The following is a 16902-nucleotide window of genomic DNA, read 5'->3' as shown; positions in this document are numbered from 1 at the left end:
TCCTCCTCGTTAAGACCCCGTCATGCGATCGGGGCCGTCCTTCTTCGCGACGCGAGTGCAAGCACAAGCAGGATCGCGATTATCAGCAGGCTGAATACGGCGGCCTCGTCGTAGCGGCCGGTCGCCTGAAGATCGAAAATGGTGGTCGAGATGACTGAAGAGCGCGGCGAATAGAGCATCAGCGGGATGGTCAACTCACGCGCGGAAATCAACGTGGTAACGAGCACCGCAAACATGATCGCTGGCTTGATCACCGGCAAAAAGATGCGGAGGAATGTACGCATGCGACCCACACCGGACACATAGGCCGCTTCTTCCAGCGAGGAATGGATCTGCAACGCGGAAGAATTGAGCGTGCGTGTGGTAAAGGCCAGCGAGCGGATAGCCATGGTTATGATGATCAGCCAAAGCGTTCCGAGCAGGGGGACCCAGTGATATGCGCTGAGCGCCAGGAATTGCATGGCCACGGCGGCAAGCATTCCAGGCACTGCGAGCGACAGAAACACGATGGCATCGAGAGCTTTATCGATTTTGGAGCGGACGCGTGTTGCCAACCACGAAACGCTGACACTCCACACAATCGAAAAGACGATTGTGCCGATAACCAAGAGGATTGTGTTTACAAAGGGCGCCCACACAAGTCCGGCAGCGCCACGATAGCTGCTGAAGCTCAACTGCGAGAGTGCTGCCATCGACGGGGGCTGAAGGTAAGGGGTCAGTGAGGTCCAGATCACCGTCAACAGCGGAAGAACGACGGCGAGCGTGCCCCATGTCCCAATCAGACCCCATACGGCGAAGCGCCAGCGACCGAGGTCGCGCAATATGGGTGCACGGTTCTTGCCGCTCAGCATCGAATAGCGATCGGCTCGGCGCAGCAGCCAAAGATAGATCAGCACGCCAATGGCACATAATGCGAGCAGGGGCATGCCCAGAGTGGCGGCGAACCCATAATCGGGCGGCCCATAGACGGTGTAGGTAGACTGGTAGACCAGCGTCGTGATCACATCGATATTGCCCGGCATGCCGATAACGCCGACAACGTCAAATATCTCGACCGCTAGGATGAAAAAGAAGATCGACACCGCACCAACCGCTGGTGCCAGCGTGGGCAGGACAATCTTGAAAAACGCGCGGCGAGGGCTGATGCCGCTGACAGAAGCGGCCTCTTCAAGCGTTGAATCGAAATTGCGGAACGCCGGGAGCATCATGAAGACAGCGGCAGGCGTGAGCATCAGCGCCTGAATGAAGCAGATCCAGCCAAGCGAATAGACATTGAACACCCGGCTCCAACCGAAGGCGGATTCCAGCAACCGGTTGAAGATTCCCGAATTGGGGTTGAGCAGCCAGACATAGGCCATTGCGGTCACGAAGGCCGGGAGGGCCAGCGATACCGTGAGGATGGTCAGCAAAACTCCCTTTGAGGCAAAATCTGTCCGGCTCAGTACCCAAGTGAAGGGCAGCGCGAACATCAGCAAGAAGGTTGTCGTGCCGATGCCTACAACCAAAGTGTTGAAGATGGCCGGCCAAAGCTGCCGCATTCCGGCCATATCGATGTAGTTGGCGAGCGTCCATGCGCCGAATTCAGACTTCGGGCTGAAGCTGGCGATAATCAGCATGGCCAGCATCGCAAACACGCAGATCACTGCGGTCGCCGCAATGATCCGCAGGAGGATCACAAATCCTTTTGGGCCGAGCGTCATGACGCACCCGTTTGGCCGTCTGTTGGAACAACGAGACAATGTTCAACAGGCAATCTGAGTAGAACGTCGCGTCCGGGAGGAACATCGAAACGGCGATGAAGCCGGCATTGAAGACCCGTTCCGTTGACATTCATCTGGTAGCTGATCGAGTCCCCTGAAAATGTGGCGCGATCAACACTGGCCGATACGATATTGTCGGCACCCTGATTGTCGCCAATCTCGATATCTTCCTGACGGACGCCAAACAGGCACGATTGCCCGACTTTGGCATCGTCAATGCAGTTCGTTCCAGCCCGCAAACGACCAAGCGGCGTATCGACCCATAAGTTTGGTCCGACCTCGGCAATCCTGGCAGGCAGCAGGTTCATATCGCCGATGAAGCGGGCGACAAATTCACTCGATGGTCCATGATAGAGTTCGCGCGGAGAGCCTATCTGGCGAAACTTTCCCGCATCCATGACAGCCAGCCGGTCGGCCATCTCCAGTGCTTCGTTCTGATTGTGGGTCACGTAAAGCGTGGTCACGCCAATCCTGGAAACCAACTCCTTGACCTGTCCGCGTAACCGTACCTGGAGTTCATAATCGAGGTTGCTCAATGGCTCATCCATCAGCAAAAGGCGCGGACGCAAAGCCAGCGCCCGTGCAAGTGCGACGCGCTGCTGCTGGCCACCACTCAACGTTGTGACAGGCCGGTCCCGCATGTTTGACAGGCCCAGCATTTCGAGAACCTCGGTCACCCGTTCCGCAACCTCGTCGCGCGGCACGCCACGTCTGCCTTCACGCAATGGAAAAGCCACGTTTTCAGCGACGCTCATATGCGGCCAAAGGGCGTAGGACTGGAAAACCATCGAGACCGGCCTTTTTTCAGGCGGTACCGAATTGCCAGATTTCGAGTTGTAGACGTCCTGCCCATCAATGGTGACGCTGCCCGAATGCGGGGCCTGTAGCCCTGCGACCGCACGCAGCAATGTTGTCTTGCCGCACCCACTTGGGCCAAGCAGGACAAACATCTCGCCTTCCGACACATCCAGATCGAGATACTGCACCGCGTTTTCGGATTGCCCTGCACGTCCGTATGAGACGGCCAGCCCCCTAACACTCAGCAACGGCTTGTCATTGGTTGGTTCTGACATGACTCAAACCACATTCAGGCGATTGGGGAGAGTGTTGAGGTCTTCAAACCCGGTTTTGGTAACGATTACCGTGCCGCCAATATTGACGCGGGTTTGCCCCTTGCAGACATTTGGCTCGAACGCGATGATCATCCCGGCCTCGAGCACGGTGTCCTGACCTTTGCCGGTCATTTCCGCGACGCGAGGGCTGAGTGCGCGCGCTGGCGAGTTCTCGATATTGTATCCAAGATTGCTGACGAACGGCCCCGGGCCGAGGGTGTGAACCAGCGGCGAAAGCGTCCAGTAATCAGGGTTCTCGCGGATCGGCGCGAACATCGCCTGTGCGACTTCGCCAAGCGTCACACCCGCTTTGAGAATGTTTGCGCCCTCTGCCAGCGACTTCGACGCGACTTCGCCCAACTCATAATGGAGGTCAGGAACTGGCCCGACGGCAATCGACATCTGTTGCTGGGTTTCTGCACCCCCATAGCAAGGGAAGATCTCGGCCTGGACCAGATCGCCTTGACGGACCCGGCGCGGTTCACCGCCACGATAAATCCATATCGGGGGTCCCCAGCCGATATCGTCCGCCCCGACCGTCAAGTTGAGGTGAGGCCACCAGGCATCGGCTCCGTTCCTGAAAATGGCATGCTGGACCGCGGCGTAGATTTCAGTCTCGGGAACGCCTTCGGCCGTCGCTTCGAGCATGGCACGACAGGCGATATCGCCGATCTTTCCGCTGAACCGGTACAGTTCGATTTCTTCGGCGCTCTTTTTGAGCATCATTTTCTTGAACGGCACGGAAATGTCGACGAATTCGGCTCCGGGCAGGCCTTCAAGTACGGTCTGCCACATGCGGTAGGGTACGAGGCCGTCAAATTCGCCAGGCCCCCAGGAGTCGAGGCCAAAGACGCCGATGCGCCCACGCTCGAGGCCGAGTTCTTTCAATACGCTTACTGTCTGTGGTCCATAGCGGCCAATCCGAACGTCGTTGACCCAGAATTCGCCGGGAAGATTGCTCGCAAGGCGGCGTGTCAGGCGTTGGGTCAGCGCAGTAAAGGCGATGGGTTCACCTTCCCGCGGCAGGATGACAGCCCCATCGAACTGCTCGTTGGTGAGATAGCAGTCATAGTGGTCATGGCTCTTGTAGCCAAAAAGGACGAGGCAATCGAGGTTATGCTCCTCCAGCATTGCACGCGTCCTGGACCAGCGGCAATCGCGCTCTTTTAGCGACAAAGAAGGCCACGGGCTGGGCATTCTTTCGCTCGCGTGCGCAGACAATACCGCACCTGCACCTCTTGGGGCCGCATTCATCAGATATTTCCTCCGCCTAATTCGGGATGCTCGGAGCATCACTTTCTGGGCAGCTTCTGGCACTGCCTCTCATTCGTCAAATTCATTTACCTAACGAAGCATCATTGATAATACTAATGATGTTGCAGGAGGAGCGGGCAGGGGTAAGGAGGTTGGCATGTATTCATCATTGCTGCGGCAACTCGACATCAAGTTGCTGATAGCGTTTCAGGTCATCCACAGCGAAGGTCATCTGACCCGTGCGGCAGTGCGCTGCGGATTGACCCAATCGGCACTAAGCCAGTCGCTTGGTCGCCTGCGGGTCATTTTCGACGACCCACTTTTTGTACGCACGGCGTCAGGCATGGCGCCGACCGAAAAGGCGAATGCACTGGCGCCGACCATCCAGGATGTGCTTGATCGGCTAGGCGGCATTATCGCAGGAGAACGCAGTTTCGATCCGACGAAATCGGATCGCACGCTGCGCATTGGCACGTACCAGTTCGCCACAATTACGCTCGCGCCGCACCTGCTCGAAATATTTCAGGCACAAGCGCCACGCGCAAAAATACAATTTGTGCACGCCGGCCCGATAGAAGCCCCGGGGATGCTTGCTCGTGGAGATTTGGATCTTGCCATTGCCCCGTTTCGTGAGGTTGCTGAAGGTCTGCACAAAACGGTCTTGATGACAGGCGACGTCGTTGTCGTCAGCCGATCGGACTGGACGGAAAAGTTTGGGCCCTTGACCGAGGCCAGTTATTTCGCCGCGAGCCACATATCGCTCGTCAACCAGGGACTGCAGGCCGACCCGATCGAGGCCCATCTCGACAATACCCTGCAACGTCGCCGCATTGCGATCTCAGTACCCCATTATGTCACAGCACTGCATCTGGCTTCGCGCAGTGATCTTCTGGCGACCCTGCCACGCAAACCTGCAGAATGGCTCGGCAACCAACGGCGAATTGCCATCCATAAAGCCCCGATACGCCTGCCGCCGGTGAAGCTTTCAGTCGTGTGGCATCAGCGCAGCACTTTGGACCCTTTTGTGCAATGGGTGCTGCAGATCGTGTGGAACCATCGCGAAAAACTCCTTGAGGTGCCTGACGAGTAAGGCTCGTACGGTCGGTCATGTCAGGCCGTGTTCGGCGAGGCGCGATCTTCGATTTCCCATAGACCTCCTGTTACTCGGCCGGTTCCTAAGAAAAATATTGGTTTGCCATCAAACTAAATTTATAGTTTGATATCAAACTAATCATGCCGCCGAGAAGGCAGGCCAAAAAGGGGAGGGAGGCGGATGCCCAGTGCACGGCCCGTTGCAGTAGAACAGACCATCGCCTATCATCTTCGGCTCGCTCAGGAGGCGAGCTTTGCCGCGATCAGGCGCCGCTTCGGGGATCCTGACCTGAAGCCGGGGCATTATACAATTCTGAGCATAATTGCCCGCAATCCGGGTTTGACCCAGGGCGAACTAAGCAGGGCGTCGGCACGGGACACCTCGACACTGACCTCAACGCTCAGCGAACTCTCGCGCAAGGGCTATGTCCAGCGTCAACGATCCGATGTCGACCGGCGCAGCTATCGGATCGAACTGACTTCAGCGGGTAAAACGCATCTGGCCCGTCTCGAAGACCTTGCCGTCGTTCATGACGCACTTCTCGATCAAATCGTGGGTCCGGAGAACAAGTCCGATTTGATATCGATGCTCAAACGCATCCAGGACGCACTCAGCGTGGAGACCACGCTTCAGGCAGCACAGCAAGCCGCCGTCGAAACCGCATAAACTTCAAGGGAGGGCTTTCGATGACCTATACTGCCAGCAGCGCCTTTCTCGACGCTCTCGTTGAGGCCGGTGTATCGTATATTTTCGCGAATTGGGGCAGCGACCACCCTGCGCTGATCGAAGGCATCGCATTTGCGCGTGCGACGGGCAAAAAGGTACCCGAGATCATCATTTGCCCTAATGAGATGGTCGCCCTATCGGCCGCGCATGGCTTTGCACAGACAACCGGACGCGCTCAGGCGGTGATTGTTCACGTAGAATGCGGCACGCAGGCGCTTGCTGGCGCCGTGCACAACGCCGACAAGGGGCGCGTTCCCGTACTGATATTTGCCGGAAGTTCTCCTAGTACCCAGTCAGGCGAATACAAGGGCAGCAGAAACGAATTCATCCAGTGGATACAGGACGTACACGACCAGCGCGGTATCGTGCGCGGCTATATGCGCTATGACAATGAGATACGGGCAGGACGCAACATCGGCCAGTTGGTCGAGCGGGCGCTGAAATTCGCTTATGCAGACCCCAAGGGTCCCGTCTATCTCATGGGCTCACGAGAGGTTATGGAAGAGGAGGTCCCCGAGGTTCGCCAACGGATCGATTTCCGCCCGCCCGCACTTACGGCGCTATCTGACGACAGCGTGGAAGACATCCTTGGTGACCTTATGCGGGCGCGGCGCCCTCTAGTTATCACCTCATATCTGGGGCGCAGGCCCGAAGCGGTCGCCGAGCTGGTGAAACTCTGCGACCGGCTGGGCATCGCTGTTCTGGAATCCGTCCCCAACTACGTCAATTTCCCGGCGAGCAATCCGCTCCATCAGGGCAATCAGTGGAACCAGCCGGTGCAGAATCCGGTGCTGGCGGAAGCCGACGTCGTGTTGCTGATCGATAGCGACATTCCCTGGATCCCTGCGGTCAGCCGTCCCAAGGATGATGCCATCATCCATCACATCGATATCGATCCACTCAAACAGCAGATGCCGCTCTGGCACTTCCCCACCCGACGTTCCTATCGCGCTGACGCAGCGACTGCGCTCAAGCAGATCAATCGCCGTTGCGAAACGCTGCATCTGGACGACCCGGTTCTGTCCGAACGCCGTAGCCACTATGCAAATCTGCATGAGCAACGCCGGCAACGGCTTAGTGCGCTTGAGCAGAATGAATCGCTCACGGGCGAAGTGCTCGTCGCCGCCCTTCGCCGCCATATTGGCGAGGACGCGATTTATATCAGCGAAGGCATCTCGCATTATCACACAATCGGCGATCACCTGCAGCTCGATAAGCCCGGAAGCCTATTTACCAGTGGTGGGGGCTCGCTAGGCTGGAATGGCGGGGCCGCCTTGGGGGCCAAGCTCGCCTATCCGGACAAGACGATCGTCGCGCTGACAGGTGATGGGTCCTATATGTTCTCGGTGCCTTCGAGCGTCCACTGGATGTCCCGGCGGTACAAAGCTCCCATCCTTCAGGTCGTTTTCAACAATCGCGGCTGGAAGTCGCCGCGTCTTTCAGCGCTCGCCGTTCATCCGGACGGATATGCGAGCCGGGCCGACACTGTGGATGTCACTTTCGACGAGCCGGCCGACTATGGCGGGATCGCCGCGGCTGCGGGTGGAGCCCTTGCGATCAAGGTGACCGACCGCAGTCAGCTTGACGATGCAATTGTTACGGCACTCCGCGCTGTGCGTTACGAAAACAGATCAGCGGTTCTCGATGTTTGGGTACCGCACCTTGCGGAAGGTGCCGTTGCACCAGCGCCCAAGCAGCAATCGGAACCCCGAGCCATTGCCACATCGGAGACCACGCCGAGCAGCACACACCCGACAGAGGAGAGCAAGATTATGGACCAAAGACTTCTGATCGACGGCGAGGATCGCGGAGCAACCGGTGGCGCCACATTTGAACGTAACGATCCTTTTACCGGCCGGGTTGCAACGCGCGCTGCGGCGGCAGCAGTTGATGACGCTGTCAAGGCTGTTGAAGCTGCCCAGGCAGCCTTCCCAGCCTGGTCCAAAACCGGTCCGAGCGAGCGCCGTGAAATACTGCTAAAGGCCGCCGATATCCTCAAGAGCCGGTCGGATGACTTCGCGCGCCTGATGACCGAGGAAACCGGCTCGACCGGTCCATGGGGCGCGTTCAACGTCATGTTTGCCGCCAAGATCCTGACCGAGGCAGCCTCTATGACGACCCAGATCGGTGGCGAAATCATTCCTTCGGACAAACCAGGGAATCTTGCCATGGCCATGCGCCGTGCGGCAGGCGTCTGCGTTGGCATGGCACCGTGGAACGCGCCGGTCATACTGGGTGTGCGTGCCGTCGCCATGCCGATTGCCTGTGGCAACACTGTGGTGCTCAAAAGCTCCGAAGCCTGTCCAGCAACACATCGACTTATAGGCGAAGTTTTGACCGAGGCCGGGCTACCCAAGGGGGTTATCAACGTGATCTCCAACGCGCCCGAAGACGCACCCAAGATCGTTGAAGCGCTCATTGCGCATCCGGCCGTACGACGCGTCAACTTCACCGGCTCTACCCGTGTTGGCAAGATCATCGGCGAACTTTGCGGTCGCCATCTCAAACCCGCTTTGCTCGAGCTGGGCGGAAAAGCCCCTTTCATTGTGCTCGATGACGCGGATCTGGATGCGGCGGTCAATGCTGCGGCGTTCGGCTCCTACATGAATCAGGGCCAGATTTGCATGTCCACGGAACGCATCATCGTCGACGAGAAGGTCGCGGACGCGTTCGTTTCCAAACTCGCCGAAAAGGCAAAGGGTTTGCTGGCCGGAGATCCACGCGGGCAGGTTGTGCTTGGCTCGCTCGTTGAACCCAGCGCGGCCGAGCGCATGGAGGAGTTCATAGCCGACGCCCGCAACAGGGGCGGCAATATCGTCGCGGGGGGCTATCGCGAAGGATCGGTGGTTAACGCGACTCTGGTCGACAATGTCCGTGCCGACATGCGCATTTATATCGAAGAGTCGTTTGGCCCGGTCAAACCCGTCATCCGGGTGTCGGGCGATGAGGAGGCCGTCAAGGTTGCCAATGATACGGAATATGGCCTCTCATCGGCGGTCTTCAGCCGTAACATACAGCGCGCACTCAAGATTGCCGAACAGCTCGAGACGGGTATTTGCCACATCAACGGCCCCACGGTGCACGACGAACCGCAAATGCCGTTCGGCGGCGTAAAGGGCAGTGGCTATGGCCGCTTTGGCGGCAAGGCGGGTATTGCCGAGTTTACTGACCTTCGCTGGGTTACTATTGAGGACCCAAATCAGCATTACCCATTCTAAGATAGAATTGTTTGGTCAGGCAGTGGTCGCGTGAGCCCAAAGTGTCGAACGGGGTTACCCGGCACGGGCGGCAAATGATGGCATATTTAGTTCTTCTATCCAAGCCGACAATCCGCCTTCGGCCCCACCGATGCAAGCCGCCCCAATCAGTTCTCCTTCGGCCAATCAAGGCCAAAGAGAACTGAAATGGGATAGTCTCGATATGATGCTACGGCCCGTGCCGTGCCGCTTGGAATACTGGAAAGACGGTTGAAACCAAGCGTCCTTTGACGCAAAAGCAAATCGGGCCATTTGCTTCTTCCTGGATCGAGAAGAGCGAGTCGAGACCGTACTTGCAATCGACAGCACGCTTCGCGGATGCGATCTAGGTTAGCCATAGGTTCATCGACATCGAATCAAGGGCCGTCAGTGGGATGGTCAAGCTGGTGGCCAAACCGGTGGGAAAGCCCACGATTTCACCGGCGAAAGCCGGCTTAAGCCTTTGGGAGGAAATAGTTTTTGCTGAGAGTCTGGCTGGGGAACCTGGATTCGAACCAGGACTAACGGAGTCAGAGTCCGTGGGTCTACCGTTAACCTATTCCCCAGCACAAGCGGGCGGTGGCGCCCGCTTCAGTGTGGCGCCTGTTTAGCGGCACACGGTGGCGATTTCAAGCCCGCAATTGAACTTTGCCGATCATGATTTCAGTGCCGGACGGGTACCCGCCATGCAATGGCGCGACTGGGGTTGTAGCAACCCAGGGCCACCTGGTTGGAGTAGTTGCCCGAAACGATCTGCACGTGCCCGTTATCGCATTCGCCGACGACGACGCCCACGTGATTGGACATGACCATGATCGCCCCGACCGCGCCAGGCTCTGCTTCGTTGCCATAAGATGCGAAGTCTCGCGCCTTGTTGGTGCCGTGCGGCTGGAGGCCCAGGCGGGCAAGAACGGTGTCCATGTAGCAGGCGCACCACCGGCTCGGACAGCCTTGAGGGCGGCGTTCTCCGAGTTCGGCAAGCATGGTGTTGATGACGGATTGGGCATCGCGGGTCTGCCCGGCGCCGGCGAACGAAAAGAAGGCTACCGCCGCGAGCACGGCGGAAAGGATCATACGCATATAACTCTAGTCCCTGATGGCGGCGCCTGGACTGATCCAGATGAATGCCAGAAGCGCCGGTACGCTGCTCGATACCTGTCTGGTTTGAACCATCGACGGCGAATGCCGTCCGCTCGGTCAGGCAGCGTCACGGGACCCTATGCCCACGGCAAAGAGAGTGCGCCCGTCAGCGCTGCCCCCCAATGCGTGAGCGGCATAAACAGGCGTTTTGTGGCGATAAATTGACGTCAGCCATTCGGCCTGATTGTCACGATTGCGTTGCGCGTCGCGATGCACTACCTTGATCGACGAACATGAAACGCGTCTGCCAATGGGCGCCAGTGCGGGTTTCGGGGGACGAAAAGCGATCACCTCGAAGGCCGATCGAGCGGGCGACCGGGCAGCTTGGAGATCGACCAGTGACCGATTCCGATCGGTCCGTCGCCCTTTCGCAGGCCGATGGAGTGCCTGCGGAAACTGTGCCCGCAACATTTGGCGGGCATGGGCAGGGTGCCCGTAAATCCCGCGGCAGCGGGATTGGCCGGGACCCCAGGCGGACTCACCCCCCAAGGCCGCAGGACACGCGAAAAAAGCGTGCGCCTGTTTATGCCGCTCTCGACCTTGGGACCAATAATTGCCGCCTGCTGATCGCGCATCCCACGGAAAACGGATTCCGCGTGCTCGACGGGTTTTCGAGGATCGTGAGGCTCGGGGAAGGGCTCTCTCAGACTGGCCGTCTCTCGGAGGCGGCAATGGACCGCACCATTGAGGCGCTCAAGCTATGCCGCGGCAAGCTTGCCCAGTACGAAGGCGTGCGTGCCCGCATTATCGCAACCGAGGCCTGCCGCTCGGCGGATAATTCCCAGACTTTTCTCAGTCGTGTAAAGCGAGAGGTCGGCCTCGACTTCGAGGTGGTTGACCGGAAGACGGAGGCTGAACTTGCCGTCACCGGCTGCGCGGACCTTATCGAGTTCGATGCGCCGGGGGCTTTGCTGTTCGATATCGGCGGCGGCTCGTCGGAACTCGCCTGGCTCGATTTCCGCGGCGGCCGCCCCAAGAATCAGGGGAAGACGGCTTCCTCGATCAGGTCATGGCAGTCTCTGCCCGTGGGCGTCGTCTCGATTGCCGAAAAGTTCGGGGGCGTCGATGTCACCCCCGAAATATTCGAGGCGATGGTTGCCCATGTCAGCCACCAGTTACGCCAGTTCCGCGGCCGCGAAAAGCTGCGTGCGATGCTCGCCTCGCACCCCATCCCGTTTTTGGGCACCTCGGGTACCGTGACGACGCTTGCCGGACTTCATCTGGGGCTCGATCGTTATGAACGCTCCAAGGTCGATGGCCTTTGGATGCGGTCCGAGGACGTGGATGCGACAATGCGCGTGCTGCTCGCCATGAGTTATGAGCGCCGCATGGCCAACCCGTGCATCGGCAGGGAACGGGCCGACCTCGTTATCCCGGGCTGTGCGATTTTCGAGGCCATCCGCCGCGAATGGCCCTGCCAGCGCATCCGCGTTGCGGATCGCGGCCTGAGGGAGGGCATTCTGATATCGATGATGTCGGAAGATCGTGTGTGGAAGCGCGGCCGGCCGTTCCGTAGCCAACGGGGAGGCCGCATTGCCAAATAAGCCCACGGGAAAGGGCAGCGGCCGCCGCAGCGAACGCGACCTCAAGACCCGCGTGAAGACAGCCCGCAAGCGCACAACATCATCGACCCTCTGGCTGCAGCGCCAGTTGAACGATCCTTATGTCGCCCGTGCCCGCGCCGAGGGCTTTCGCGCGCGTTCAGCATACAAACTTCTCGAACTCGACGAAAAGTACGGGCTTTTGAAGCCCGGGATGCGTGTGGTCGATCTGGGCGCCGCGCCCGGCGGCTGGTGTCAGGTGGCGGCTAAGGCGGTAAAATCGGATCCTGAAAATCCTACGGTGGTCGGGATCGACTACCTCGAAATGGACCCCGTGCCGGGTGCGTTTTTGCTCCAGAAGGATTTTACGGACGATGACGCCCCGCAGGCGCTTATCGATGCGCTTGGCGGGCACAAGGCCGACATTGTGCTGTCCGACATGGCCGCGCCAACCACGGGTCACAAGGCGACGGACCACTTGCGCATTGTCGCGCTTGTCGAAATCGCCGCCGATTTCGCCCTTGATGTCCTGGCGCCGGGCGGGACGTTCCTCGCCAAGGTTTTCCAAGGCGGTACCGAGCATGAGCTTCTTGCCATGCTTAAACGCAACTTTGCGTCCACCTTCCATGCCAAGCCGCCATCAAGCCGGGCGGAATCTGCTGAGACCTATCTTATTGCGCGTGGTTTCAAAGGGACGCGCCAGGATTAGAACTACGACTAGAACCGCGGCGATTGCCCGTCATTTCCACGCTCGCGCGAGCGCTTGAGCGCCTCTTCCCGGGACCTTGAGGAAAGGTGACCCGACACCACGCTGCCGGCATCCTTGGGCAGCAGGATGAACGGCACCACCGCAAGCGCCGACACCCCGCTGACGACAAAAAATGCGACGTGAAAATCACCCAGGCTTAACGCGTCGCCGTGAGCGCTCACCTCGAGCACGAACCCCGCCAGGGCAACCCCCAGTGCCGTCGCAACAGGTCGCGTGACGGTTGAAATCGCGGTGGCCTGTCCGGCTTCGTCCTCGGCGATCTGTGACAGGCCCAATGCGTGCTGTCCGGTGAAATATGCCGAGCGAACGAGACCGGTGACGAAAAGCAGCACTACAATCAGTGCGGTTGACGTCTGAGGTGTCACGAAACCGAGCACACCCATGCCCAAAGTCGAGAGGATCGTCGCGCCCATCAGCGCATTCCTGAAGCCGATCCCGGCATAAAGCTGCCGCGTGAAGAACTTTGTGAGCATCGCTCCGAAGGCGCCCATGAATGTCACGAGCCCCGTCTCGAATGGCGTCATGCCGAAACCGAGTTGTAGCATCAGGGGCAGGAGAAACGGCATGGCGCCGACCCCGATCAGGAAAAGCGCAGTGCCGAAAATGGTCGCGCGAAACGCCGGTTCCCGAAAGATCCTGGGATCGAGAAGCGGCTCGTCAGTGCGTCTTACATGAAAGCCATATAGAATGATCGCCGCGATGCCCGTTCCGCCGGTAACGATCGCTACCCAAACCGGGAGCACGGGCAGGCTGACGAGTGAAAGTCCGAAAATAACCCCCGAAAATGCCAGGCCGAGCAGGACGAAACCGGTTACATCGAGCCGCCGTGGTGGGCCTGGCTCGAGCTCAGGTAGACATTTGACAATCAGCCCGAGGCCAGCCAGGCCGATGGGCACATTGATGAGGAAAATCCAGTGCCAGCTCACGAAGGTGGTGATAAAGCCACCCACCGGCGGCCCCAGCGTCGGCGCGACGAGGGCCGGGACCGTCAGCCATGTCATGGCGCCGATAAGGTCGGATCGTGGTACTGACCGGAACAGAATGAGCCGCGCAAGCGGCGTCATCATCGCGCCGCCCATACCTTTGAAGAAACGTGCGAGCACGAATTCAGTCAGCGATCCTGCGAAGGCGCATGCCACCGAGCCGAGCAGGAAAACGATGATGGCGAAGCAAAAGACCCTCTTTGCCCCGTAACGGTCCGCCACCCAGGAGCTCACAGGGATGAATATCGCCAAGGCAACGAAGTAGGCTGTGAACGCGAGCTTGAGTGCCACCGGCGACGTGCCGATATCGGCGGCGATCGCGGGCAGGGACGTCGCGATAACGGTAGCGTCCATGTTCTCCATGAACAGAGCAACCGCCAAGGTGATGGGGACTATGCGCTTCAACGGACCGGGCAGAATCGGAAAAGAACGGAGGTCCACAATCGGGCCACCGGCAACCGATTGCAACCGGACCAAAGGGTCAATTGGTCCGTTCGGGCCAATGAAATCGCGAGGAAACTGAACCCAAACGCCCCCTGGCGCCTTATTCAACGGAATGAAGCAAAATGGGAAGCATGATGACCGCGCGTCGCTATTATTTCCTGATTAACGGCAACTCGGGGAGTGTCGCAGCACTCGGCCTGACGGCCGATCGTCTGCGTGACGTTCTTGCCGCACGCGGCATTGCGGCCGTTGTAGATGCCGAACTGGAGGGCGACCTCGCCGGCGCTGTCGCGCGCGCGACAGCTTCTGATGCCGATATCGTTGTCGCCGCCGGTGGAGACGGCACGGTCACGGCGCTGGCTGGAGCCATGCTTGGCACAGACAAGTCTTTGGGCATCCTGCCCCTTGGCACGGCGAACATGCTGGCGCGCGATCTCAACATCCCGCTCGATGTTGACACCTGGATCGAAGCGCTTGAGGCCATGCAGCCGCGGGCAGTGGATGTGGGTGTAGTGAATGGGCGGATTTTTCTCCACAAGGTGGTGGTTGGCCTTTTGCCTGCGCTTGCCGCTGGGCGCGAATACATCCGCGGCGAAGGGGGAGGTGCGATTCTTGGATACTGCCGTTTTTTCGTGCGGCGCCTGGCCCGCACGCGCAGGATTGCGCTCTCGGTTTCCACGGACGGGGGCCTGCCCCACGCCGAGCGCTTACAGGCGCTGGCGATAGCGTCCAACGCATACGAGGAGGGCGTCGGCATGTTCTTTTCCCGCTCCAAGCTCGATGCCGGCAAACTGACCCTCTACCGGCTCAAGCACCTGACGCTCGGCGATGTTATTCGCCTTTCGCTGCTCATGATTGCCGGCCATTGGCAGGACGACGAAGCACTAGAAATAGAAGAGGCGCAAACCGTGACAGTTATGAGCAGAAAACCCGCGCTGAAGGTCATGCTGGACGGCGAGGTGGAGACCCTGACCTCTCCGCTTGAATTTGCCATTGTCCCACAGGGGCTGAACATCCTCGCGCCGCCTATGTTGTCAGACCCTGGCATTGAGCCAGGGACCACCAAGGAGTTGGCGCCATGAGGTTGATTCACTTATCGGATTTGCATTTCGGCCATCATGACGATGCCGTCGTCGATACATTGAGCGCTGAAATCCGTGCGCAGAACCCGGATCTGATCGTCGTTTCCGGCGATTTCACCCAGATCGGCAGCAGGAGGGAATTTGCGCGAGCGCGGGAGTTTCTCGATACGCTGTCCGCTCCCGTATTCGCCGTGCCGGGCAACCACGACGTTCCCGAACGCAACCTGGTCAAGCGGTTTATCAATCCCTACGGTCACTACCGGAAATACATCCATGAGGACCTGGAGCCTTTCGGGGTCTTCGGGGACGTTGCCATTGCCGGGATTAAAACGTCCCGGCGAGCGCGATTGAGTTTCAATTGGTCCGACGGCACGATCAGCCGTGCGCAGCTGGAGCGTATCGAGCAGCGTTTCGACCTGCATCCCGAGGCAACATGCCGTGTGATCGTGGCCCATCATCCGCTTCTCCATCCCGAAGAACCCATGGCCCGCTTTCAGCGGCGCGTGAAGAGGGCCGACAAGGCGCTCGAAGTATTCGCGCGGATCGGTGTCCGGCTTGTGCTGTCCGGACATTTTCACTTGAGCTACGTGAGGCGTCACGAAGGGCCGGGTGCGGTCCGCGAAGCAGCGCCTGTCGGGCCGCGTTTTGCCGCCAGTGCTCCAATTCTCGTCGCCCAGGCGTCCTCGACGACGTCGACAAGGCTCAGGGGCGAGCCCAATGCATATAATGTGATCGAGTTCCATAACGGAGAAATCGATATTGCGGTGCGCGAATGGCTGGGGAGCAAGTGGGTGACCCGCGAAAAGACGAGCGAAAGCGAGCTTCCTCCGGTTCCTGCGGATCAGGGCCTCAGGTTGTAGGGGACCGGCGGCGCGTTATTGAGGATCGTAATGCGGATGCGTTCGTTCGCGGCAAGGTAAGGATCGTTGGCGAAATATGGCTCGGTAGATGCGCGTCCTACGACCGAATGGATGCGGTCGTCCGACAGCCCGAATTCGCCCAGCAGTGCGCGGACAACGTTCGCCCGGTCGGCAGAAAGCTCCCAGGCTCCGTAACGCGGATCGCTGTAGTGCCCCCCCGCTGTCGTATGACCGGAAATGCGGATCTGATGCGGCAATTGCTGAAGGATGGGACCGAGAACCGTTATGGCGTTGCGCGTACGCTCGAACGGGAATTTCGAGCCCTCCGGGAACATGGGGCGCCCCTCATGATCCACGATCTGGATATCGAGCCCCTCCTCGGTCTGTTCGATGATGAGGTTGTCGGCGATCTCGTTGATCTCCGGTAGGGCCTGCCAAGCTTGGCGGATACTGGCCGCCGCACTGTGGAATACCTGCTCGTAGGTCGCGTTGATATCGATCTGTGAAGCATTGATGGCGTCGTTGAGGTTGCCGGTCTCCCCTTCGCGCCCGGTTGCCGCGCTTTGGATGGAAAGAGGAACGGCGCGTTCGGTCACCAGAGCGACGCCGCCGCGCTCGACCTCGGACGACCCTGCCATCTGCTGGCCGGCCTGGTCGAGTGCGCGCCCGCTGAGCACGCCGCCGGCGCCACTGGTCGTCTCGGCAATATTGGGTGGTGCGAAATAGTCGGCCAGCCCCTGCTTCTGCTCCGGCGTCGTCATCGAGATCAGCCAGAGCAGAAGGAAAAACGCCATCATAGCCGTCACGAAGTCGGCGTAAGCGATCTTCCACGCGCCGCCGTGGTGGCCATGGACGACCTTCTTTACCCTTTTGATGACGACAGTTTCGTTCCCCCGGGGCAC

The 16902-nt window shown here is 59.3% G+C and carries 13 protein-coding genes, 1 tRNA gene and 1 pseudogene; 8 read left to right on the top strand and 7 right to left on the bottom strand.

Annotation, left to right across the window (positions count from 1 at the left end; translation table 11 throughout):
* Window positions 1–20 precede the first annotated feature (20 nt).
* From I2G20_RS06910 to I2G20_RS06900, 3 genes are all read right to left on the bottom strand, one after another.
* Window positions 21–1700 (bottom strand): ABC transporter permease, encoded by a 1680-nt coding sequence (locus I2G20_RS06910; protein ID WP_196258962.1) that lies wholly within the window; start codon window positions 1698–1700, stop codon window positions 21–23.
* Window positions 1697–2746: an ATP-binding cassette domain-containing protein gene (locus I2G20_RS06905; protein ID WP_196258961.1), complete on the bottom strand. Its 1050-nt coding sequence runs from the start codon at window positions 2744–2746 to the stop codon at window positions 1697–1699. The genes I2G20_RS06910 and I2G20_RS06905 overlap by 4 nt, the downstream gene beginning before the upstream one ends.
* A gap of 90 nt (window positions 2747–2836) precedes the next feature.
* Entirely contained in the window at window positions 2837–4003 is a 1167-nt protein-coding gene (locus tag I2G20_RS06900) for a M24 family metallopeptidase (RefSeq protein WP_196258960.1), read from the bottom strand.
* A 280-nt stretch (window positions 4004–4283) separates the two neighbouring features.
* Here I2G20_RS06900 and I2G20_RS06895 point away from each other — a divergent pair, with 280 nt between their 5' ends.
* The 4 genes and pseudogenes from I2G20_RS06895 to I2G20_RS06880 all read left to right on the top strand — a co-directional run bounded on the left by I2G20_RS06895 (window position 4284) and on the right by I2G20_RS06880 (window position 9163).
* Window positions 4284–5216, top strand: coding sequence for a LysR family transcriptional regulator (locus I2G20_RS06895; protein ID WP_196258959.1), 933 nt, complete (start codon window positions 4284–4286; stop codon window positions 5214–5216).
* A 183-nt stretch (window positions 5217–5399) separates the two neighbouring features.
* The gene (locus tag I2G20_RS06890; protein ID WP_196258958.1) at window positions 5400–5885 is read left to right on the top strand and encodes a MarR family winged helix-turn-helix transcriptional regulator; all 486 of its coding nucleotides are present in this window, start codon (window positions 5400–5402) and stop codon (window positions 5883–5885) included.
* A 20-nt stretch (window positions 5886–5905) separates the two neighbouring features.
* Window positions 5906–7594 (top strand): annotated as a pseudogene (locus I2G20_RS06885) (thiamine pyrophosphate-requiring protein); the annotation flags it as partial.
* A 123-nt stretch (window positions 7595–7717) separates the two neighbouring features.
* Window positions 7718–9163 carry an aldehyde dehydrogenase gene (locus I2G20_RS06880; RefSeq protein ID WP_196259333.1) on the top strand — a complete coding sequence of 482 codons (1446 nt, stop codon included), beginning with the start codon at window positions 7718–7720 and terminating at the stop codon, window positions 9161–9163.
* A 510-nt stretch (window positions 9164–9673) separates the two neighbouring features.
* Here the strand turns inward: I2G20_RS06880 and I2G20_RS06875 are convergent.
* Together I2G20_RS06875 and I2G20_RS06870 are read right to left on the bottom strand one after the other, a co-directional pair.
* Window positions 9674–9747: transfer RNA gene (locus I2G20_RS06875), tRNA-Gln, on the bottom strand.
* Window positions 9748–9844: 97 nt separating this feature from the next.
* Window positions 9845–10261: a C40 family peptidase gene (locus I2G20_RS06870; RefSeq protein WP_196258957.1), complete on the bottom strand. Its 417-nt coding sequence runs from the start codon at window positions 10259–10261 to the stop codon at window positions 9845–9847.
* Window positions 10262–10659: 398 nt separating this feature from the next.
* Here I2G20_RS06870 and I2G20_RS06865 point away from each other — a divergent pair, with 398 nt between their 5' ends.
* Both I2G20_RS06865 and I2G20_RS06860 read left to right on the top strand, forming a co-directional pair.
* A complete protein-coding gene (locus I2G20_RS06865; protein WP_343070315.1) occupies window positions 10660–11865 on the top strand; it encodes a Ppx/GppA phosphatase family protein in 1206 nt (401 codons plus the stop codon).
* A complete protein-coding gene (locus tag I2G20_RS06860; RefSeq protein WP_196258956.1) occupies window positions 11855–12571 on the top strand; it encodes an RlmE family RNA methyltransferase in 717 nt (238 codons plus the stop codon). Before I2G20_RS06865 ends, I2G20_RS06860 begins: the two co-directional genes overlap by 11 nt.
* A gap of 8 nt (window positions 12572–12579) precedes the next feature.
* Here the strand turns inward: I2G20_RS06860 and I2G20_RS06855 are convergent, their stop codons facing one another.
* The gene (locus tag I2G20_RS06855; RefSeq protein ID WP_196258955.1) at window positions 12580–14019 is read right to left on the bottom strand and encodes an MFS transporter; all 1440 of its coding nucleotides are present in this window, start codon (window positions 14017–14019) and stop codon (window positions 12580–12582) included.
* A 161-nt stretch (window positions 14020–14180) separates the two neighbouring features.
* On the opposite strand from I2G20_RS06855, the gene I2G20_RS06850 reads away from it, so the two are divergent.
* The gene (locus I2G20_RS06850) at window positions 14181–15140 is read left to right on the top strand and encodes a diacylglycerol/lipid kinase family protein (RefSeq protein ID WP_196258954.1); all 960 of its coding nucleotides are present in this window, start codon (window positions 14181–14183) and stop codon (window positions 15138–15140) included.
* A complete protein-coding gene (locus I2G20_RS06845) occupies window positions 15137–16000 on the top strand; it encodes a metallophosphoesterase family protein (protein ID WP_196258953.1) in 864 nt (287 codons plus the stop codon). The genes I2G20_RS06850 and I2G20_RS06845 overlap by 4 nt, the downstream gene beginning before the upstream one ends.
* Here the strand turns inward: I2G20_RS06845 and I2G20_RS17465 are convergent.
* Window positions 15982–16902, bottom strand: a complete 921-nt coding sequence (locus I2G20_RS17465) for a flagellar motor protein MotB (protein WP_343070313.1) — start codon at window positions 16900–16902, stop codon at window positions 15982–15984. The genes I2G20_RS06845 and I2G20_RS17465 overlap by 19 nt on opposite strands.

The sequence above is a fragment of the Pelagibacterium limicola genome (genome assembly GCF_015694405.1).
In the GTDB taxonomy this organism is placed as follows: Bacteria; Pseudomonadota; Alphaproteobacteria; order Rhizobiales; family Devosiaceae; genus Pelagibacterium; species Pelagibacterium limicola.
This window is presented reverse-complemented; position numbering and strand designations above follow the sequence as displayed.

Bases quoted from the DNA above. Each gene is read 5' to 3' on its own strand.
- I2G20_RS06910 (WP_196258962.1), bottom strand. From the start codon at position 1,700: ATGACGCTCGGCCCAAAAGGATTTGTGATCCTCCTGCGGATCATTGCG.
- I2G20_RS06900 (WP_196258960.1), bottom strand. From the start codon at position 4,003: ATGCTGGAGGAGCATAACCTCGATTGCCTCGTCCTTTTTGGCTACAAG.
- I2G20_RS06895 (WP_196258959.1), top strand. From the start codon at position 4,284: ATGTATTCATCATTGCTGCGGCAACTCGACATCAAGTTGCTGATAGCG.
- I2G20_RS06890 (WP_196258958.1), top strand. From the start codon at position 5,400: ATGCCCAGTGCACGGCCCGTTGCAGTAGAACAGACCATCGCCTATCAT.
- I2G20_RS06880 (WP_196259333.1), top strand. From the start codon at position 7,718: ATGGACCAAAGACTTCTGATCGACGGCGAGGATCGCGGAGCAACCGGT.
- I2G20_RS06870 (WP_196258957.1), bottom strand. From the start codon at position 10,261: ATGCGTATGATCCTTTCCGCCGTGCTCGCGGCGGTAGCCTTCTTTTCG.
- I2G20_RS06850 (WP_196258954.1), top strand. From the start codon at position 14,181: ATGGGAAGCATGATGACCGCGCGTCGCTATTATTTCCTGATTAACGGC.
- I2G20_RS06845 (WP_196258953.1), top strand. From the start codon at position 15,137: ATGAGGTTGATTCACTTATCGGATTTGCATTTCGGCCATCATGACGAT.